Source organism: Rodentibacter ratti (genome assembly GCF_002000485.1).
GTDB lineage: Bacteria > Pseudomonadota > Gammaproteobacteria > Enterobacterales > Pasteurellaceae > Rodentibacter > Rodentibacter ratti.
The window spans coordinates 1-20,890 of the sequence record NZ_MLAJ01000007.1; the positions used below are offsets into that span (position 1 = coordinate 1).

Sequence of the window (20,890 nt, forward strand, 5' to 3'; positions counted from 1 at the left end):
TGAAGGTGGATTTTTACTTGTGAGGAAAAAATGAATATTGAGATTATTCCCGTTACACCATTTCAACAAAATTGTAGTTTAATTTGGGATGATGAAAAAAATGCGGCTATCGTTGATCCAGGTGGGGAAGCGGAAAAATTAATTCAGCAAATTGAAAAATTTGGCGTAAATCTAAAAGTAATTTTACTTACCCATGCTCATCTCGATCATGTTGGGGCGGTAGAACAGCTTAAACAGTACTTTAATGTAGAAATTTGGGGGCCACAAGAAAAAGATCTCTTTTTATTTGATAGTTTGCCTGAGCAGGCTGCACGTTTTGGTTTACCGAATATTAAACCATTTTTGCCTGATCGTTGGCTGAATGAAGGAGAAGTGATTCGTATCGGGGATTTTCGATTTGATATTTTACACTTACCTGGTCATACTCCTGGACATATCGGATTCATTGAACAAGAGAAAAAAGTCGCATTTACAGGCGATGTACTATTTCAAGGGAGTGTAGGGCGGACAGATTTTCCTCAAGGGAGTTATGAACAGCTTATTTCTTCTATTCGTGAGAAATTATTTAAACTTCACGATGATACGATTATTATTGCCGGCCATGGCCCTTATACTACGATCCAACAAGAAAAAGCCACTAATCCGTTCTTAAAGTAAAAAAATAAAGGCACATTTTGTGCCTTTATTTGAAATACTTACATTTTTTCAACAGTTTTAATACCTAGTAAGTCTAGCCCTTGTTTTAAGGTTTTTTCTGTTAGCAAAGCCAGTTTTAAACGACTTAATTTGATTGTTTCATCTTCCGAATTTAGAATTGGACAATGCTCGTAGAATGAAGAAAACGTACCGGCTAATTCATATAAATAGCTACAAAGGATATGTGGAGAGCCTTCTCTGCCTACAGTCTGTACGGCCTCTTCGAATTGTAAAAGTTTAATGGCAAGCAAACGTTCTTTCTCATCAACCAGCATTAATGGCGCAGTATAAAGTGCGGTCAAATCGACTTGAGTTTTGTTGAAGATTGAACGAATACGGGTGTAAGCATATTGCATATAAGGTGCAGTGTTGCCTTCAAAACTGAGCATATTATCCCAATCAAAAACATAGTCAGTGGTGCGGTTTTTGGAAAGATCCGCATATTTTACCGAGCCGATTCCTACCGCTTCAGCGACCGCCGCTTTTTCGGTATCAGACAAATTATTGCTTTTTTCATTAATTAATACTGTAGCCCGTTCAATCGCTTCATCTAATAAATCCGCTAATTTTACCGTTCCACCGGTACGGGTTTTGAATGGTTTTCCATCTTTACCCAACATCATACCGAAATTTTTATGTTCCAATGAAAAGTTGTCAGGTACATAGCCTGCTTTACGGGTAATCAGCCACGCTTGCTGCATATGCTGGCTTTGGCGAGTGTCAGAAAATACTAATGCTCGATCGGCTTTCAATGTCTCATAACGATATTTTGCAGCGGCAATATCGGTCGTCGTATAAAGGAAACCGCCATCTTTTTTCTGTACGATGACCCCCATTGCCTCACCTTCTTTATTTTTGAATTCATCTAAATAAACGACAATTGCACCATCGTCTTCTACTGCCAATCCTTGTTTTTTTAAATCCTCGACGATGCTGGGTAACATTGGATTGTAAAGACTTTCGCCCATCACATCTTTTTCCGTTAAGGTAACATTTAGGCGATCATAATTATGCTGATTCTGTTGCATTGTGATATCCACTAAGCGTTTCCACATAGAGCGACAGTATTCGTCTCCGCTTTGCAATTTCACTACATAATTACGGGCTTTTTCCGCAAATTTTTCATCTTCATCATAGTGTTTTTTGGCTTCTCGGTAGAATGCTTCCAAATCCTGTAATTCCATTTCACTCGCATGTTCGTTTTGCATTTTTTCCAGATAAGCAATTAACATCCCGAATTGGGTTCCCCAGTCCCCTACATGGTTGGCTCGAATAACTTTATGTCCTAAAAATTCAAGCGTACGAGCCACGGCATCGCCAATAATTGTTGAGCGTAAATGACCAACATGCATTTCTTTAGCAACGTTAGGTGAAGAGTAATCAATCACAACGGTTTGTGTATCCGCAGTTTGAACACCTAAATTAGGTTGGCTAAGAGTGTGAGAAATCTGTTTTGCAATCCAGTCTGGATTTAAGAAAATATTAATAAAACCGGGACCGGCGATTTCTAATTTTTCTGCAATATCTGAAAGATGAGCATTTGCTAAAACATTTTGTGCAAATTCACGTGGGGGTAAATTCATTTTTTTTGCTGCCGCCATAATGCCGTTTGCCTGGTAGTCACCAAATTGAGGCTTTCCTGATTGGCGCACGAGAGCATCACAAGATTTATCAGCACCGGCTGCTATCATCGCTTGTTTAATTTTATCAGATAAAATAGATTGAATATTCACGGTTTTTCCTGTGTTTAAATTGAATATTAAAAATAATGGATTATGATAGCGTTCTTTATTGATTTCTCAAAGGGAGAATATGAAATTAAACGAAAATCTGCTCGTACTTGAGGAGGAATTAGAAGATTTTGAGAGAAAAATTCAAGCGCTTGCGAATGTAATGGCTATTAGTTTATCAGATTATGAAATCGATCATCTTGCTTTGCGAGCAAATAGTGAACAAAAAGCAAAAAATTGGCTGACACATTTATTAAAGTGCGGTAGAATTTTGTCCGATAATGTCATTAATGGGCGACCTATCTATTTAATTCAATTAGAAAAGCCGCTTGCCTTTGCCGGGCAATTTGTTGATGTTATTGAATTACCGTTTCCTAAAAATAAACAATATCCTCAAGAAACTTGGGAGCATATTGAGATTGTTGTTCCTTTCCTCGCAGATGAATCAACAGAGGCGTGGGTAGAGCGAGTCAATAAACAATTTTTATGGCAACGATTACCTAAATTAACAACAAAAGTGAGTGAACCTAAAGCGGAAGGAGAGCGCTTACCAAATCCTTCTATTGCAGTTGGTTTCGTTGATAAAAGCGAAAATTATGCTTGTATTAAAGTTCACCCTTATCCAATTAAAAAAATACTCGAGGTTTAGCACAATGAAAAAAGTGACTTTAGCGTTGACAGTTTTATTAAGCTTAGGTTTAGCCGCCTGTTCATCAAATAACCAAAAAGATGAAAGTGCATATAAAGGTCAAGTAATTTTTAGTGAAATGCAAGGTGAAAACCTTCAATTAACTATTCGCAAAAATAATTGTTCTTATAAAGTTGAAGGTGAAACAGAAACAGTTACTCACGCGTATGATTCAACTTTAGTTGTTGGTGCTTGTGTAAAAGTATCTGATAACGGTAACGGCTTAAAAAATATTTCTACTTGGTCTCCAAGAAATCCAATTTAATTTAATAAATTATAAGGTTGGTTAATTATGAAAAAAATGGCAGTAGCATTAGTACTTGCTGTTACATTTGGTGTCACAGGTTGTGCGAATACTGATATTTTTAGTGGTGATGTTTACTCTGCCGATCAGGCAAAGGAAGCGCGTTCAATTAGTTACGGTACGTTAGTTTCTGTCCGCCCGGTAAAAATTCAAGCTGATAATCAGGGTGTAATCGGAACTGTTGGTGGTGGTGTACTTGGTGGTGTTGCGGGTAATGCAATCGGAGGCGGTCGTGGTCAAGCAATCGCAACAGCGGTTGGTGCGATTGCCGGCGCTATAGCAGGTAGCAAAATTGAAGAAAAAGCGAGTCAAGTTAATGGTGCAGAACTTGTCATTAAAAAAGATGATGGAAAAAGCATTGTTGTAGTACAAAAGGCAGATCCTAAATTTGTTGCCGGTAAAAGAGTACAAATTGTAGGTGGTTCATCACTCAATGTTTCTGTAATTAACTAACGGACTCATATTCTAAGAAAAAAGCGAACATTATGTTCGCTTTTTTAATACGCTATAAAGTTCTCCGTAGTTATTTAATTTCTAACACAAATCTTTTCAAATTCTTCAAAGAATGTCGGAAAGGTTTTTGCTGTGCATTGAGGATCAAGAATTGTTACAGGAGTATCTGAAAGTGCAATCAGTGAAAAACACATTGCCATACGATGATCATTGTAGGTAGCAATGCTTGCATGCTGAAATTTATTTAATGGAAGCGGGGTAATACGAATAAAATCTTCTCCCTCCTCAACTTCTGCGCCGATTTTTCTTAATTCAGTCGCCATTGCGGTGAGGCGATCCGTCTCTTTTACCCGCCAGTTGTAAATATTGCGAATAGTGGTTTCACCTTCTGCAAAAAGTGCGGTTGTAGCAATAGTCATTGCTGCATCCGGAATATGATTCATATCCATATCAATGCCATGAAGTGTGGACTTTTCTACTTGGATAAAATCATCTCCCCAAGTCACTTTTGCCCCCATTTTTTCTAGTACTTCGGCAAATAAACGATCACCTTGTATAGAATTTTTTCCGATACCCGTGATTTTTACTTTGCCTTTGACAGCAGCAGCCGCTAAAAAGTAAGACGCAGAGGAGGCGTCACCTTCTACGAGATATGTACCGGGTGAAAGATAGGATTGGTTACCTTTAATATGGAAAGTTTTGTATTCGTGATTTTCTACATTAATGCCAAAATCTTTCATCATTGCCAATGTGATATCAATATAAGGTTTAGAAACTAACTCTCCAATAACTTCTATTTCTACATCGTTTTCAGAAAGGGGAGATGTCATTAAAAGTGCGGTCAAAAATTGTGATGAAATTGAACCATCGATTTTAATTTTCCCACCTTTTATGCCACGGTTTCGAATAGCAAGGGGAGGGTAACCCTCGTTTTCCAAATAACGTATATCGGCACCCGCTTGATGGAGCGCATCGACTAAATGTTGAATAGGGCGCTCTTTCATGCGAGGTTCACCGGTGAGGATCACTTCACCCTCGCTTTCACCTTTTAAACAAAGTGCAGCGCTTAACGGGCGCATTGCTGTACCGGCATTACCAAGAAAAAGAGAAAGCCCTCCTTGAACATTAAATGCACCACCTAAGCCTTCAATTTCGCAGACGGTTTTATCCTCAGAAAGTTGGTAATTTACCCCGAGTGCTTTGAGAGCGTTCAGCATATGGCGAATATCATCACTATCGAGCAAGTTAGTGACTTTTGTTGTCCCCTTAGCCAGTGCGGCAAGAAGCAGTGCCCGATTAGATAAACTTTTTGAGCCAGGAAGGTTAATTGTACCTTCAACCATCTTAATTGGCATGAGAGTAATAGATTCCATTACAGCACCACTGTTTTATTTTTATAAACAAAGATTCTATCATGAAGCGCAAGATCAAGTGCGCGGCTGAGTACCGTTTTTTCTACATCTCTGCCGGCATGCATCATTGCATCTGCACTATAAGTATGATCTACATTTATCACATTCTGCATAATGATTGGGCCTTGATCCAATTCATTATTAATAAAATGTGCAGTCGCACCGATAATTTTTACACCTCTCTCATAGGCTTGATGGTAGGGTTTTGCGCCAATAAATGCCGGCAAGAAAGAGTGGTGAATATTAATGACTCGGTTTGGATAGCGCTCTACGAACTCAGGATTGAGCACACGCATGTATTTGGCTAATACAATATAGTCTGGAGTGTATTCGTCAATTTTTGCTGCAAGTAACTTATCATGTTCAACTCGAGTTAAACCTTCATGACTAATGTAATGAAATGGAATATTAAAACGTTCCACCAGTTCACGTAAGTTATCATGGTTACCAATAACGGCGACAATTTCTACATCCAGTGCACCATAATAATTTTTCATTAAAATATCGCCAAGACAATGTGCTTCTTTAGTCACTAAAATGACAATACGTTTACGTTTTGAGCTAATTAATCGACAATTTGTCCCCTTCGGTAAACTATATTTGAGATCTTCAAGTAAAGTTGTTTCATTAAAAATTCCTTCAAGCTCTGTACGCATAAAGAAATGTTTTGTTTCAAAATCAACAAATTCATTATTGTGTAAAATATTTAATTGGTGTTTATAACAAATATTTGTAATTTTAGCGATCAAGCCTTTATCATCGGGGCAATCTGTGAGAAGTATTTTTTTTTCGATCATAGTATTAGTACAGCATTTTATTATAAATAAAAGAGAACCCATAAAAATATATGGGTTCTTCTTAGAGAGAAGGGATAATTAAATTTCAAAGTCAGACAAAGACTTACCGGCATCTAAAGCTTTTTGAATGACGCTCGGAGTACGCCCTTGACCCGTCCAGGTTTTTTGTTCTCCACTTTCAGTGGTATATTTATATTTTGCAGGAAGAGGCTTACGTTTTTTACGGGAACCTGAGGAGAAAGTACCAATAATGGCTTGTAATTCTTCAGCGGTAATTCCTTCCTGTTTAATTAATTCTTTATATTTTGCAATACGTGCTTTACGCTCAATTTCAGCTTGTTGGATTTCTGCCATTTGTACACGTTTTTCAGCAAGTGCTTCCTCAAATTTCTTTAATGCACTCTCAGCTTGCTCTAATGTTAAATCACGTATTGCGGCACGAATACTGTGACGGTTAGTAAATATTTTAGTTAAATCAGCCATAATAAACCTCTATTTTATGATGTGTAAAAATATAAACGTCAGTTGGATCATAATAACGAAATTAATTCATAAGGTAAATCTTAAATTTAAATAAAATTAAGTAAAATGAAATTATGAATACCCTATTTTTAATATTTATTATAGATACTATCTCATTATGGTTTTTGGCGAAGTTGAAGTAATTTACAGAATTTATTAGATTTTTTTTCAGTTTTCCTGTAATCTTCCAGTTCCTTATAAAGTAGAGGTGCGATTACTATAAGTATTTTTTCTGAGTGGATAACGATGACGGAAAAGGAAAGGAGTAGTCGCCGAAATCAGTTAAAAGTCGTTTTAGCTGGTTGGTGGCGTATCTGAAAGGAACGTTACTGTCATAGTGAATAACTATGGAGCGCTACGGTTAGGAGGGTTATTATTACCCTATTTTCTGCCGTTGTCTCCATTAATTTTTAGGTGTAACTTAATGGAACTTATCGATTATTCTTCTTCAATCTGGTCTATTTCTCCTGCGTTGCTAGCCATTGTGTTGGCGATTGCAACACGTCGAGTATTAGTTTCTCTGAGCACGGGGATTTTAGTTGGTGCGTTAATGCTCAATAATGCTTCAATTTTACCTACTCTTATCTATTTGAAAGATAATATTATTTCCTTGGTGTACAGTGATGGTGCGATTAATTCAAATATGAATATCGTTCTTTTCTTAATTCTGCTTGGTATTTTGACCGCACTTTTAACAGTGTCCGGTAGTAACCATGCTTTTGTGGAATGGGCTCAAAAGCGGATTAAGGATCGTCGTGGTGCAAAATTATTAGCTGCATCTTTGGTTTTTGTTACGTTTATTGATGATTACTTCCATAGTCTTGCTGTGGGGGCGATTGCTCGTCCTGTAACCGATCGTTTCAAGGTATCACGTGCAAAATTAGCTTATATTCTTGATTCTACCGCTGCGCCAATGTGTGTGATGATGCCGGTGTCAAGCTGGGGGGCTTATATCATAACCTTAGTGGCAGGTTTATTAACGACCTATTCCATTACTGAATACACACCGATTGGGGCATTTGTCGCAATGAGCGCAATGAATTACTATGCAATCTTTGCATTACTTATGGTCTTTTTTGTTGCCTATTTCTCATTTGATATTGCTTCCATGGCTCGTCATGAAAAAGCCGCAATGGAACGTGAAAATCATGATTTGGAAGAAGATTTAGGGGCAAAAGGCCATGTGCGTAATTTGATCCTACCAATAGTGATTTTGATCGTAACGACAGTTTCAATGATGATCCATAGCGGTGCGGGTGCGCTTGCCGAATCAGGTGTGCCATTTTCCATATTAGGCGCTTTTGAAAATACAAATGTGGGTGTCTCTCTTGTTGTTGGGGGAGTAAGTGCGGTCGTTATATCGACAGTTTTAATTATCTTAGATGGTCAGGTAAGTGTTAAAGAGTATGCTCGCGCATGGATACTCGGTATTAAATCGATGTCAGGGGCAATTGCAATTTTATTCTTTGCTTGGACAATCAATAAAATCGTCGGTGATATGCAAACGGGTAAATATCTCTCCACCTTGGTTTCCGGCAATATTCCCGTTCAATTTTTACCGGTGATTTTATTTGTTCTTGGTACGGCGATGGCGTTTTCAACAGGGACAAGCTGGGGAACTTTCGGTATTATGCTGCCAATTGCCGCTGCGATGGCAGCGAATGCGGCACCGGAGTTAATGCTGGCCTGTCTTTCTGCAGTAATGGCTGGTGCCGTATGCGGAGATCACTGTTCACCGGTTTCGGATACCACGATTCTTTCTTCTACCGGGGCAAAATGTAACCATATGGATCATGTTACAACCCAACTACCTTATGCTTTAACGGTTGCTGCATCAAGTTGTGTTGGTTATATCACAGTTGGTTTTACAGAATCCGGTGTGGCAGGCTTTATTGCAACAGCGGTGTCCTTAGTTATACTCGTGTTTATTGTGAAAAAACGCTAAAAATGTGATTTACTTCAAAAAAATAAATAAAAAATAAAATTTTTCTATTTTTATAAAATGCGACATAAAGTCGCATTTTTTTATTTTTTAATTTAATTTTATTTATTTTATTCTTTGTTTTTGTTATTTGTTGGTTTTTTATTTTGTTTGCTCTGGGTTTTTACACTCCGAATGTATCTAGACAAAGATTTTTTTGTCAGTATGATGAAACCCATTCAGAAAGTATCACTTAATCATCAATTAAAGTGCGGTCAATTTAGGAGTGAATTATGAAGAAATTATCCGGTGCGGAAATGGTAGTGCAATCACTACGTGACGAAGGTGTCGAGTATTTGTTTGGTTATCCTGGGGGGGCTGTGCTTGATATTTATGATGCCATTCATACCCTTGGGGGCATTGAACATATTCTTGTGCGTCATGAACAAGCCGCTGTCCATATGGCGGACGGTTATGCCCGAGCAACAGGCAAAGTGGGCTGTGTATTAGTGACTTCAGGCCCCGGTGCGACCAATGCTATCACCGGTATTGCCACTGCTTATGCAGATTCTGTGCCAATGGTGGTGATTTCAGGGCAAGTGATGAGCCATCTCATTGGTAGTGATGCATTCCAAGAATGCGATATGGTGGGAATTTCACGTCCTGTGGTAAAACACAGTTTTATTGTCAAAAAAGCAGAAGATATTCCGGAAACAATCAAAAAAGCCTTTTACATTGCATCAACAGGTCGTCCGGGTCCTGTTGTGGTAGATATTCCAAAAGACACGGTCAACCCAACCCATAAATTCCCTTATGAATATCCAAAATCTGTTGAAATGCGTTCTTATAATCCCACAGTGAACGGACATAAAGGACAGATTAAAAAAGCGCTAAAAGCCTTATTAGTGGCTAAAAAACCGGTGTTATTCGTGGGTGGTGGGGCGGTTGCCGCAGAATGTAGTGAAGCATTAACCCAATTTGCTCAACGTTTGAATTTACCGGTGACGGCATCGTTGATGGGATTAGGTGTCTATCCGAGTACGGATAAACAATTCTTAGGCATGCTTGGTATGCACGGCACTTATGAAGCTAACAATGCTATGCACGAAAGTGATTTAATTCTTGGTATTGGCGTGCGTTTTGATGATCGTACAACAAATAATCTTGAAAAATACTGTCCACATGCCAAAGTGATTCAGATCGATATTGACCCGACATCCATTTCTAAAAATGTCCAAGTGGCGATCCCCATTGTCGGCAATGCAAAAAATATTTTAGATGAATTTTTAAGTTTATTAGGTGAAGAAGGGGGGAATCACCCACAAAATCATCTTGAAGATTGGTGGAAACAAATTAATCAATGGAAAGCCAAAAACTGCTTGGATTTCGACCGCACTTCAGGTGTGATTAAACCGCAACAAGTGATGGAAGCGGTTTACCGTATTACTAATGGTGAGGCTTATGTGGCTTCAGATGTGGGACAACATCAAATGTTTGCCGCATTGCATTATCCTTTTGATAACCCCCGTCGTTGGATTAATTCCGGTGGACTAGGGACGATGGGCTTTGGGTTGCCTGCCGCATTAGGTGTCAAACTTGCCCAACCAAACGCCACGGTGGTATGTGTGACCGGAGACGGCAGTATTCAAATGAATATTCAGGAATTATCCACTGCAACCCAATACGGCATTCCTATTGTCATTATTTGTTTGAATAACCATTTCTTAGGTATGGTGAAACAGTGGCAGGATTTGATTTATTCAGGGCGACATTCACAAACCTATATGAATTCCTTACCGGATTTTGTGAAATTGGCAGAATCTTATGGGCATGTCGGCATTAAAATTGCTACACCGGATGAATTAGAAAGCAAGTTGGAAGAAGCCTTTAAACTTAAAAACAAACTTGTTTTTGTCGATATCAATGTTGATGAAAGTGAACACGTTTATCCAATGCAAGTGCGTGGTGGCGCTATGAATGAAATGATTTTAGGTAAAGTAAAAGGGGAGAATGAGTAATGCGTAGAGTTTTGTCTGTTCTATTAGAAAACGAATCCGGTGCACTATCACGTGTGGTGGGTTTATTCTCTCAACGTGCATTTAATATTGAAAGTCTTACCGTGGCACCAACGGATGATCCCACATTATCAAGAATGACGATTGAAGCTGTAGGTGATGAACAAGTGCTTGAGCAAATTGAAAAGCAACTACATAAGCTCGTTGATGTGTTTAAAGTGATTAATTTAAGTAATCATGAACACGTTGAGCGTGAAGTTTTACTGGTAAAAATCCGTGCAACGGGAGCATCACGTGATGAAATTAAACGTCTCACCGATATTTTCCGTGGTCAAATCGTGGATGTTACGCCTAAATCCTACACGGTTCAATTAACCGGTACAAAAGATAAGTTAGACGCTTTTGTTGCGGCTGTGAAGGAAGAAACGACATTACTTGAAATTGTTCGTTCAGGATTAATCAGTCTTTCTCGTGGTGAGAAAAACATTCTTTAATTTATCCCTTTTATTAATGAAAAATCTGTACTTATGGTGGTGCAGATTTTTTTATATTTTCTGTATTGAGTGGTTATTTTATTGAGGGTAGGATAAAGGCAGATTATTACCTAATAAGGACAAATCATGGCTAAATCCCCTTACATTCCTTCTTCTGAGCTAAAGACGATTCTCCATTCCAAACGGGCTAATTTATATTATTTAGAGCACTGTCGGGTTTTATTAAATGGCGGTAGAGTGGAGTATGTTACTGATCGGGGTAATGAATCATTGTATTGGAATATTCCTATCGCTAATACCACATGTTTATTGCTAGGTAGTGGGACATCCATTACGCAAGCGGCTATGCGTGAATTAGCAAAAGCGGGCGTGATGGTTGGATTTTGTAGTGGTGGAGGTACGCCATTGTTTAATGGAACGGAAGCCGAAATCGGTTGCGATTTTTTCAGCCCACAAAGTGAATACCGTCCGGTGGAATATTTGCAACAGTGGTGTTCTTTTTGGTTTGATGATACGAAACGATTAGCTGTTGCAAAGTCATTACAGCATATTAGATTACAAACATTAAGAAAAAGTTGGGAAAAACTAGATTGGAATTTTGAACCAAATGTACTTGATTCTGTGATTCAGAAATTTCATAGGGAATTTCTGAATGCACAAAATAGTCAGGCATTATTAGCTGCAGAAGGCCGTTTTACCAAAGAAGTTTACAAATTAGCCAATTATTTTACGATTTGTGATCCGAATTTCGTGCGTAGTGAGCGAGGCAATAGCATTGATTTAACCAATCAATTATTGGATCACGGTAATTATTTGGCTTATGGATTAGGTGCAACAGCTTGCTGGGTACTGGGTTTACCGCATGGGTTAGCGGTATTACATGGAAAGACTCGGCGTGGAGGGTTGGTGTTTGACGCAGCAGATATGATTAAAGATGCGATAATTTTACCGCAAGCGTTTATTTCTTCCCAAAATGGAGATACGGAAAAAGAATTCCGCCAGACTATCATTGAAAATTTTATCCGTTTTGGTGCATTAGATTTAATTATTGATGGCTTAAAACAATTGGCTATTCAAGGAGCAGAACTATGAATATTCTACTTGTTAGCCAATGTCGGAAAAATGCATTAACAAACACTCGCCGAATTTTAGATCAATTTGCCGAGCGTTGTGGTGATCGTGTATGGCAAACGCCTATCACAAAGGCCGGTTTAGACACCTTACATAAAATGCTACGACAAACAGCACGAAAAAATACAGCAGTTGCGTGTTATTGGACTCACGGTAAAAATTTAACGGAATTACTTTGGATTGTAGGGGATAAATCGCAGTTTAATGATCAGGGGCGTGTACCGACGAATCGAACTAAGCGCAATATTTTACGAATAAAAGATGAAGATGGCTGGTTGCAAGCTTATTCAATTCAAATTGTTGTTGCACTTGCCGCATTGTTACACGACCTAGGTAAAGCAAATAAAGCTTTCCAACTAAAACTAAAAGCTAATGCACCTTTTCACTCAGATTATTTTCGTCACGAATGGATTTCCGCACGATTATTTGAAGCAATGATCGCCGGTTGTAAAACGGATCAAGAATGGTTGGAACGCTTGGCAAATTGGTCTGAATATAAAGAAAACTGGTTAAGATCTCTCAATATTGATGAGCCTAAAATAGTAAATGAGGCAGATTTTGGTTATCTTCCTCCTTTAGCAAAGACATTGATTTGGTTGATTACTTCCCATCATCGTTTGCCATTTTCCCAGCTTGTAAATATTAGTAAAGAACTAAAAGAGGAGACAAAAAGAAATATTTATTTAGATGACGCTAAATGGGAGGAGTTTTATCAATTTCAATTGTATCCGACAGAAAAATGGGTAAAAAATGCTCAAAGCACTCATCCTAATAAAAAACAATTTTGGCAATTTGAACATTTGGCAACAGATAGCTTATCTTGGCAAAAAGCAATGAATCGTTGGGCAAAGAAAGCCTTGAATCACCCAATGTTATTGACAATAGATTTTTCTGATCCGTTTTTCTTATTGGTTAGTCGTCTATGTTTAATGGTTGGCGATCATCATTACTCATCGTTGCCTACGGATAACTCGTTAGGTGATAAAGATTTTCGTCATAAACTTATTGCTAATACGGATCAAAATCATCAGGCGAAACAAGCTTTAGATGAGCATTTACTTGGAGTTTGTAAAACCGCAGTCTATTTTTCTCGTTTACTACCAAAATTGAAGTCTGAAATGCCTGCCGTTAAGCATAAATCTTTTACCAAGCGAACTTCAATTCCTCGTTTCCAATGGCAAAATGCGGCTTTTGATTTGGCAAAATCCATAAGAACGGAGACGGAAAAGTGCGGTCTGTTTTCGGTAAATTTAGCCAGTACGGGTTGTGGAAAGACCTTGGGCAATGCACGAATTATATATGGGTTAGCGGATCCGCAAAAAGGCGCACGATTTACTATTGCATTAGGATTAAGGGTACTGACTTTACAAACAGGCAAAGCTCTCAGGGAAAAACTCAGTTTAACCGATGATTTATTAGCGGTTTTAGTGGGCGGAAGTGCGGTCAAAAAATTATATGAATTACAGCAGTCAAAGGAAAATCACGGCAGCGAATCAGCTCAGAAATGGTTTGAAGAGAATGACGTTGATGGGGCAGATTCTATTGAAACTGCCATAGAGGATGAAAAATTTGCCGCTATTCTACGGGATGAAAAAGCTCGAAAGTTATTTTATGCGCCGATTGTGAGCTGTACGGTCGATCATTTAATTCCGGCTTCGGAAACGGCACGAGGTGGCAAGTATATTGTGCCAATGTTGCGTTTATTGACATCAGATTTAATTTTAGATGAGCCGGATGATTTCAATCAAGAAGATCTACCTGCGTTATCTCGCTTGGTACATCTTGCCGGTTTATTGGGATCACGTGTATTGCTTTCATCAGCAACGTTGACACCGGATTTTATTAGTGGACTATTCCGTGCGTATCAAGCGGGTCGAGAAATTTATCACCGCCAACAAGGAATGAACCACGCCAATATTTGTTGTGCATGGTTTGATGAATTTAAACAACAATCAGTAAATTGTGCAGATCTTAATTCTTTTGAAATTGCACATCAGAAATTTGTAGAACAACGTGCAGAAAGATTACATAAAGCGACAGTGCGCCGAAAAGCGCAGATTATGTCTCTTCCTCCACTGAAGAAAATTGAGAATCAGCTGTTTGATACTGCCACGCTTGCCGAACATTTAGTACAGCAGGCTATTAATTTACATAATATACATAGTGAATATGATGCGGTAACACAAAAACAAATCAGCTTTGGCTTAATTCGTTTTGCTAATATCAGACCTATGATTCCCTTGGCGAAACAACTTTTTCAAATGGAAATGAAACCGGAGTGGCAAGATTATCGAATTCATTTATGTTGTTATCATTCCAGGCAATTATTAGTTTTGCGCTCACGTCTAGAAGAAAAACTCGATCGAATTTTAAATCGTTCGGACAGTAAAGCCGCCTTTGCTCATGCTGAGGTGATGGGCGCAACGAGAAATTCAAAAGCCAAGCATCAGCTATTTATTGTTTTAGGTAGCCCTGTTACTGAAGTTGGGCGGGATCATGACTATGATTGGGCAATTGTTGATCCCTCTTCAATGCGTTCGATTATTCAGCTTGCTGGTCGTGTTTGGCGACATCGACCGGATAAAGTTGCAACACAACCGAATATAGCTTTGTTGCCGACTAACTGGCGTGGTTTAGCGGGAGAAAAGGGGGCTATTTTTAATAAACCGGGGTTTGAAGATAAAAATCATCTTTTAGAAACTCATCAAACGGAAGAGTTGATAGCGGCAGAGCAGCTGACTTGCATTGATTCTATTCCCCGTATTATAAAACGTGCTGATTTTCAACCGCACTTTTACTTGGCAGATTTAGAGCATCAAGTGATGGCGGATTTATTGAATAATTCAAAAGTAAATTGTGTGAATGCTTATTGGGATAAGCGATTGAGTAACCGATTTACAGCTAATTTACCCTTGATGAGCCGTTTTAGAGCTTCACGCAATCAGCGTAATATTGTCTGTTTGCTTGATGAAGACGGTAAACCATACTTTAGAGATTTAGAAAGTGCATGGGAAACACCGGATAATCCTCAAGCTGCATTACCAGAATTCCGCTATCAGCCTTTAGAGGTTAAAAATGGTTTTGTAAAAAACTGGTTGAGTATCTCGTTACAATTAGCTTTAGCTGATTTAAGCGAATCTTTAGATCATTCTGTCGCATTAAAGTATTCAACTGCTACGATAAACGAAGATATTACATCATGGTGTTTTAATGAGACATTAGGATTCTGGCAAGAGGATTAAACTATGTTTATAGCCTGTTTAAATAAGATTTAAACAGGCTATTGACTATGGCTAGAAATGTGGAACGGTCGCCGTTTGGCTTAATCCGTAGGCACTAAAGACACCTTCAATGGGCTTTGTTTGACGAACGGATTTTATTGCTAAAATAAATTGCTGTTTTGTGCTGCTACTTTTTAAATGAACATGTGGATAGAACCGTTGTTCCGCTTGTTTTTGCAACATATTTTGTAAGACTTCTTCATTCCATTTCCCTTTTGCTTTCAGTCGTTTTTCCGCACGTCGAATGGCACTTTGCCCTTTCGATTGAATACGTTGATAAACCCGGTAACTTCTGATTTTTTCCGGCGTCGGCATAATGTCGCTGATAAGTGCGTAATCTTGCAGTAATCGCAGTTTGAGATGAATAAATCCGCAATCATTTTCCGAACCGAATAAGCGAATAATGCCTCCTAGAGTTTTATCGTTGCCGTAAGCGGGAAAGGCAAGCCCGATTCTACCTTCAAAGTGCGGTAGGATCTGATGGAGTTTTTGCAAACAGAAACTGATGACTTCGCTTTGTAGCATATCCACTTGAGGAATCGCCCTAATTTCAATGTAGTGGGTTTGTCCTATCATAGTTATTCCTTACCGCTTGCACCGAATACACCGCCGCGGATTAATACGCTTATGACATAATGTTGCTGTTCAATCTCAGGAGCTATGTCCTTTAAGATCCAATTATCAAATAATGTATAGAAATCCAATTTTTCTTTTGGTTGACGGAATGCTATACCGAGTGTTGTTACCGCACCATAAGGTTCAATAGCAATAGGGAATTCAGCATTTGCTTTATACCATGTATCAATCGTACGAATAGCATTGCTAACTTTTTGTGAGTGCATTGCTGCTTTATTATTAATTTCATAAAGAATTTTACTTTTGCGATTATTAGAGCCCGCATCTAATACTAATTCTTGCGAAGGATATACTTCTTGCCCATATCCCATTTTGGCGTAAGCTGTTACATTCAGGATGATAAATTCTTTACCGCTCAATCCCGATTCAATAAAATTGGCAAGTGTTTGGAGATCTTCAGACGTCTCATCAAAGTGATTTAGCGAAAATGCTTTCGCATTATTAAATGTTAGCGTTTTATCATTAAATTTAACTTCAATTTTGATGGTTTCAGCATTCATTCGATTGCGCCATAACCAACGGGCGTTCGCAATATTTGTGGCATAACGTTTGGCTAATTCAGAAAAACCTTGCTCTTTGATATAGCTTTCTACCGTTTTAATAATTTTATCTTGATAATTTTGATCATTACATACACAGGGTTTGCCGCCAAAGGGTAAAACTTTACAAGTAAAATGGGCAATCAAAGTGTCGCTTTTATCATTTAGAGTGGCAACATCAACACGTTGTAAGTTTGCTTTTTGTGTTTCTGCGTCTAATTTTGCAGGATCGTTTGTAATCGCATTTTTAAGTCGGTTGGAAATTGTTCCTCGAACAGATTTTTCACGAACGTTAATTGCTTCTTCAACAGCATTTTGATCTTGACTGTTACACTGTGTAAAAACCGCATCGGAAATATCCAAATTACGTTCAAAGGCTAGTACGGTCGGGGTTGTTAATTTGCTCATTATTGTTCTCCTTGTGAAATGAGGTATAAACCGTTTTTAGGTTCGGTATAACGCCAAAAACAGTGGGATAAATCTTCAGGTAAGTTAAGAGGCAAGACCCATTTACCCAAGCTATATAAAGTTTCTACATATTGGCTGGGATATTCTTGCGTACGACAATGTTGCAACTGACCGGCTGCAAACATAGGGGAAATGGCTTGATAGCCTACCGGAATCGGCACAAGCCAGCCTCTTCCTTGTTTAACACTATAAGTTTGCCATTCACTCTCTTTAGCTCGAGGGGGATTCGGAATATGGTGCAACATTGATGTTTCGATTAAGGCATCTAATGAGGTAGCATCAGGGTTTGCCTCCAATACGACAAAATCACCTTGTTTAATACCTTGTTGCAACTCTTTTGTGATTTCCATTAGTTCGTTTTGTGCATTCATTAAAACAAATCCGGGAAGAAGTTGGTTCTTGATCTTCCATTCATCTTCAAGATAGTGTAATTGAACATCTTCAATATCTAATACAGAACCACCAGCAATCCGTTGTTGTAAAAGCTGATTTTTACATTCGGATAGAAAAGCTTGGGCTTTATCACCATCCAGGTTGTTCTTAATTTGACGAGAGAGTATTCTGTCGGAAAACTGCAATTCAACAACAAGAGATACTTCTAAATGTATTTTCCCTTCTTCAATGATTGGTGCCGTTTTACCATCTTTTTTTAATGGATTACGAGTTTGAATAAAAGTGCGGTCAGAAAATGCAGATGATTGATAACTTTGTAAGCCATAGTTATGGCACGTAATGATCACACCTCCTAATACGGCTTTTTCACACAGTTTACGGCTCAATGCATGCATAGCACCGACAAAACCGTTGACCGCTGGAAAACCATAACTTAAAGGCCCTGAAATTGCATTGGCTGATTGAATCTTAATATGTTTGAAAAGTAGGTATAACTCAGTATTCATATTGAATCCTTATTTATTTAACTGGGCTTGTGTGGCTATCGCTTTTTCCATGTCTCTGAACCATTGGTTATATTCTGGCATTGCAAAATCCTGTTGAATTGATTTAAAACGTCGTTTTAGGCAAGCATTAATCCACAGGGAAAATTGACGGATAATTTCAGCAGCCCAATGATTTTGTTCCAGGTTATGTCTAAAATAATCTTCGTCATCAAGTTTTGCACGGTATGGATCAAGCCAATATTTTTGGTATTCATTAAGCTGATAATTTTTACTCCAGCCACTAGGATAGCTATGTTGAATAAGCCTTGCTTGCATTAAAACGGTGTGGGTGATCAACTCCAAAGCAGACTTACGTTTATCTCTCTCCGGATAGATATTTTTTTCTGCCTCAATGACTTCATATAACATGTTTAACCCTTCTCGACAGGCATAAGCCAAACTATGATTAAAAATTGTGGTTTGTTTTTTTGTTAAACGTATTTTTTCTTGTGATTTAAAGATGGGAGGAAGTGAAGAAAGTAGGTAATTTCGCCCGCCCTGGATACTCGTAAGTTGGCTAACATTTTGGGGCTTTGTTCCTCCCAATACGGTTACTCCGATATTTTGTAGCGATGTATAAGAAAACTGAGCTACATCTTTTTTACGGTTAGATAATGCCTGTTTGTTACTGTCAGAATAGCGTAATTGATTGATTTTATAATAGAAGTTATGGGTTAATGATGATGGGTGTAATGGAATTAAGCACGTATAATCATCCTCTTGAGGAATGGGATTATTCGGCCATAAAAGTTGTTTATTACGCTCATCGGTACTCGGTTTGGTTAAATCGCCTTTTAATGCTTTTTGAAAATTCATTTTATACTGTTCTGATAACTCCGGAGTATCGGCAAAACAGCCTTCAAGGCAAGGATCATCAGCAAGTAACAGTGCTTTAAGTGACGTGCCTTTTTCCTCATCAATGATAATATTGAAGAAACTGGCTAAAGGGAGGGCCGCAGCATTACCGTTTGCATCAAGTTCTAACTTAGATATGGATTGTGAACCGACAAATTTTGAAGGGAGTGCTGAATCAGGTTGAAAATTAACATTATCCCCTTTTGAAGATGAGTGAATTCCACGAGAAATATGAGTGCCAAAATAAAGCTGTTTTGCTAAAACAAGAGCGGCATTTGGAACCCAAATATTAAAATGATATTTCTCATCATATTCGGCAATTTTTCTCAATAGCTCTTCTTTCTCAGTTGTTGAAATATTGGTATTTTCTAATTTTTTCCTATCATTTCCTGATTTTTTTAAATTTTGCTCAACAAGAAATTGCTTAATTGCTTTTATTATTGATGTTTTGTTTATCATGGTTTTTGTCCAATGTTTTTTTTATTTAATAAAATTTTATTTTAGGTTTGAAAATAGTCAATTGAAAAGTTTTAGAATTGTGATACTTATCACAAAATTATTTAGATTTTATAGAAAATCAGCCCATTTGATAATGAAAACATGTCTATTTGGATAGACAGCTAACTGCTAACTCAGCGGTGAAATACCCTCTTAAATAATGAAAAAATAATTTGATTTTCTAAGCTGCCTATTCGGCAGTGAAGTAACAGGTCCGAGCGGTTCAGGCAAAACTTATTTTCTAAGCTGCCTATTCGGCAGTGAAGAACACCGTTCGAGCCAAAGAACGCCGGCAAATTTTCTAAGCTGCCTATTCGGCAGTGAAGGCCTTGAATCAGGCAGCCGGGGAGAGAGTAGATTTCTAAGCTGCCTATTCGGCAGTGAAGTTAAATGAAACGGTTGTAGCGGTTTTTGTCAATTTCTAAGCTGCCTATTCGGCAGTGAAGCCAAGCCAAGCACGCGATGTTGCCAAGGTGCTTTTCTAAGCTGCCTATTCGGCAGGGAAGATTTTAGTAATGTTCAACTTGAGGGGCGGGTAGTTTCTAAGCTGCCTATTCGGCAGTGAAGTGTCATTTAGTTACACCGATGAACAATCAGGATTTCTAAGCTGCCTATTCGGCAGTGAAGTGAATGTTCAAATTACAATTAATGCCGCACAATTTCTAAGCTGCCTATTCGGCAGTGAAGTTGTGAAGCCATAATTATCCTTGTGGGTAAATTTTCTAAGCTGCCTATTCGGCAGTGAAGGCAGGCGAGCTACCTATCGCAGATAAAAAGCTTTCTAAGCTGCCTATTCGGCAGTGAAGCAGCACATTCCGCTTCATCACCGTTCAAATAATTTCTAAGCTGCCTATTCGGCAGTGAAGAGCTTGCGAACATAAGGATTACGATTAATATCTTTCTAAGCTGCCTATTCGGCAGTGAAGAAATGGCAACTGCGGAATGTGTTTACCTTTGGTTTCTAAGCTGCCTATTCGGCAGTGAAGTCTTTGCACGACCGTGTGGCGGAACTCGAAATTTTCTAAGCTGCCTATTCGGCAGTGAAGTTTTTGTTGTGCCGGCACGGAGCGTAATAAAATTTCTAAGCTGCCTATTCGGCAGTGAAGAAGTAGAATTGAAAGGCGAACCTTGCGAATGTTTTCTAAGCTGTCTATTCGGCAGTGAAGAGTAAATTAAAGACTTTTATCTTAGAAAAAATTTTCTAAGCTGCCTATTCGGCAGTGAAGGCCACGCAAGCGGTTCATCATCTCGTTAAAACTTTCTAAGCTGCCTATTCGGCAGTGAAGTTGCCCAATCCACATCCGGTCGCAATTCTGTTTTTCTAAGCTGCCTATTCGGCAGTGAAGGTGAATATTTAGCCAATACGGCGATGCAATAATTTCTAAGCTGCCTATTCGGCAGTGAAGCGAATGATTGATGTGGTTGTGGGATTGATTGTTTTCTAAGCTGCCTATTCGGCAGTGAAGATCTCTATTGTATATTCCCGAATTTGGTGGTTTTTCTAAGCTGCCT

The 20,890-nt window shown here is 38.5% G+C and carries 17 protein-coding genes, 1 CRISPR repeat array and 1 riboswitch (1 of these 19 cut by a window edge); of the genes, 9 read left to right on the plus strand and 8 right to left on the minus strand.

All coding sequences use genetic code 11. From position 1 onward, the window contains the following. The first annotated feature begins 30 nt into the window (after positions 1 to 30). Positions 31 to 657, plus strand: coding sequence for an MBL fold metallo-hydrolase (locus tag BKG94_RS07075; protein WP_077435632.1), 627 nt, complete (start codon positions 31 to 33; stop codon positions 655 to 657). A 38-nt stretch (positions 658 to 695) separates the two neighbouring features. Here the strand turns inward: BKG94_RS07075 and argS are convergent, their stop codons facing one another. Then, entirely contained in the window at positions 696 to 2,429 is a 1,734-nt protein-coding gene (argS, locus tag BKG94_RS07080; protein WP_077435634.1) for an arginine--tRNA ligase, read from the minus strand. Positions 2,430 to 2,508: 79 nt separating this feature from the next. Here argS and BKG94_RS07085 point away from each other — a divergent pair, with 79 nt between their 5' ends. Genes BKG94_RS07085 through BKG94_RS07095 form a run of 3 tightly spaced genes read left to right on the plus strand, consistent with a single transcriptional unit; the run spans position 2,509 to position 3,871 of the window. Beyond that, positions 2,509 to 3,075, plus strand: coding sequence for a VOC family protein (locus BKG94_RS07085; RefSeq protein ID WP_077435636.1), 567 nt, complete (start codon positions 2,509 to 2,511; stop codon positions 3,073 to 3,075). Between the two features lie 4 nt (positions 3,076 to 3,079). Next, entirely contained in the window at positions 3,080 to 3,379 is a 300-nt protein-coding gene (locus BKG94_RS07090; RefSeq protein WP_077435638.1) for a hypothetical protein, read from the plus strand. A gap of 27 nt (positions 3,380 to 3,406) precedes the next feature. Then, entirely contained in the window at positions 3,407 to 3,871 is a 465-nt protein-coding gene (locus BKG94_RS07095) for an outer membrane lipoprotein (protein ID WP_077435640.1), read from the plus strand. Between the two features lie 74 nt (positions 3,872 to 3,945). Here the strand turns inward: BKG94_RS07095 and aroA are convergent, their stop codons facing one another. From aroA to BKG94_RS07110, 3 genes are all read right to left on the minus strand, one after another. Then, positions 3,946 to 5,244, minus strand: a complete 1,299-nt coding sequence (aroA, locus tag BKG94_RS07100; protein ID WP_077435642.1) for a 3-phosphoshikimate 1-carboxyvinyltransferase — start codon at positions 5,242 to 5,244, stop codon at positions 3,946 to 3,948. Beyond that, positions 5,244 to 6,080 carry a formyltetrahydrofolate deformylase gene (purU, locus tag BKG94_RS07105; protein ID WP_077435644.1) on the minus strand — a complete coding sequence of 279 codons (837 nt, stop codon included), beginning with the start codon at positions 6,078 to 6,080 and terminating at the stop codon, positions 5,244 to 5,246. Before purU ends, aroA begins: the two co-directional genes overlap by 1 nt. Positions 6,081 to 6,158: 78 nt before the next feature. Beyond that, a complete protein-coding gene (locus BKG94_RS07110; RefSeq protein WP_077435646.1) occupies positions 6,159 to 6,563 on the minus strand; it encodes an H-NS histone family protein in 405 nt (134 codons plus the stop codon). 234 nt (positions 6,564 to 6,797) lie between these two features. After that, positions 6,798 to 6,968: riboswitch (Lysine riboswitch) on the plus strand. 58 nt (positions 6,969 to 7,026) lie between these two features. On the opposite strand from BKG94_RS07110, the gene BKG94_RS07115 reads away from it, so the two are divergent. The 5 genes from BKG94_RS07115 to cas3f all read left to right on the plus strand — a co-directional run bounded on the left by BKG94_RS07115 (position 7,027) and on the right by cas3f (position 15,405). Beyond that, a complete protein-coding gene (locus BKG94_RS07115) occupies positions 7,027 to 8,547 on the plus strand; it encodes a Na+/H+ antiporter NhaC family protein (RefSeq protein ID WP_077435648.1) in 1,521 nt (506 codons plus the stop codon). 269 nt (positions 8,548 to 8,816) lie between these two features. Further along, positions 8,817 to 10,541: an acetolactate synthase 3 large subunit gene (locus tag BKG94_RS07120; protein ID WP_077435650.1), complete on the plus strand. Its 1,725-nt coding sequence runs from the start codon at positions 8,817 to 8,819 to the stop codon at positions 10,539 to 10,541. Continuing rightward, positions 10,541 to 11,032 carry an acetolactate synthase small subunit gene (gene ilvN / locus BKG94_RS07125; protein WP_018356782.1) on the plus strand — a complete coding sequence of 164 codons (492 nt, stop codon included), beginning with the start codon at positions 10,541 to 10,543 and terminating at the stop codon, positions 11,030 to 11,032. The genes BKG94_RS07120 and ilvN overlap by 1 nt, the downstream gene beginning before the upstream one ends. A gap of 126 nt (positions 11,033 to 11,158) precedes the next feature. Further along, positions 11,159 to 12,124, plus strand: a complete 966-nt coding sequence (cas1f, locus tag BKG94_RS07130) for a type I-F CRISPR-associated endonuclease Cas1f (protein ID WP_077435652.1) — start codon at positions 11,159 to 11,161, stop codon at positions 12,122 to 12,124. Further along, positions 12,121 to 15,405 (plus strand): type I-F CRISPR-associated helicase Cas3f, encoded by a 3,285-nt coding sequence (cas3f, locus tag BKG94_RS07135; protein ID WP_077435654.1) that lies wholly within the window; start codon positions 12,121 to 12,123, stop codon positions 15,403 to 15,405. The genes cas1f and cas3f overlap by 4 nt, the downstream gene beginning before the upstream one ends. A 51-nt stretch (positions 15,406 to 15,456) precedes the next feature. On the opposite strand, the gene cas6f is transcribed toward cas3f, so the two are convergent. The 4 genes from cas6f to csy1 are packed head-to-tail and all read right to left on the minus strand — an operon-like array spanning position 15,457 to position 19,339. Further along, a complete protein-coding gene (cas6f, locus tag BKG94_RS07140) occupies positions 15,457 to 16,020 on the minus strand; it encodes a type I-F CRISPR-associated endoribonuclease Cas6/Csy4 (RefSeq protein WP_077435656.1) in 564 nt (187 codons plus the stop codon). Positions 16,021 to 16,022: 2 nt separating this feature from the next. Next, positions 16,023 to 17,027 carry a type I-F CRISPR-associated protein Csy3 gene (gene csy3 / locus BKG94_RS07145; RefSeq protein WP_077435658.1) on the minus strand — a complete coding sequence of 335 codons (1,005 nt, stop codon included), beginning with the start codon at positions 17,025 to 17,027 and terminating at the stop codon, positions 16,023 to 16,025. Further along, positions 17,027 to 17,986 (minus strand): type I-F CRISPR-associated protein Csy2, encoded by a 960-nt coding sequence (gene csy2, locus BKG94_RS07150; protein ID WP_077435660.1) that lies wholly within the window; start codon positions 17,984 to 17,986, stop codon positions 17,027 to 17,029. The genes csy3 and csy2 overlap by 1 nt, the downstream gene beginning before the upstream one ends. A 9-nt stretch (positions 17,987 to 17,995) precedes the next feature. Continuing rightward, positions 17,996 to 19,339: a type I-F CRISPR-associated protein Csy1 gene (csy1, locus tag BKG94_RS07155; RefSeq protein ID WP_077435662.1), complete on the minus strand. Its 1,344-nt coding sequence runs from the start codon at positions 19,337 to 19,339 to the stop codon at positions 17,996 to 17,998. A 217-nt stretch (positions 19,340 to 19,556) separates the two neighbouring features. Then, positions 19,557 to 20,890: a CRISPR direct-repeat array (repeat unit 28 nt; unit sequence TTTCTAAGCTGCCTATTCGGCAGTGAAG); it runs 1,454 nt beyond the window's last position.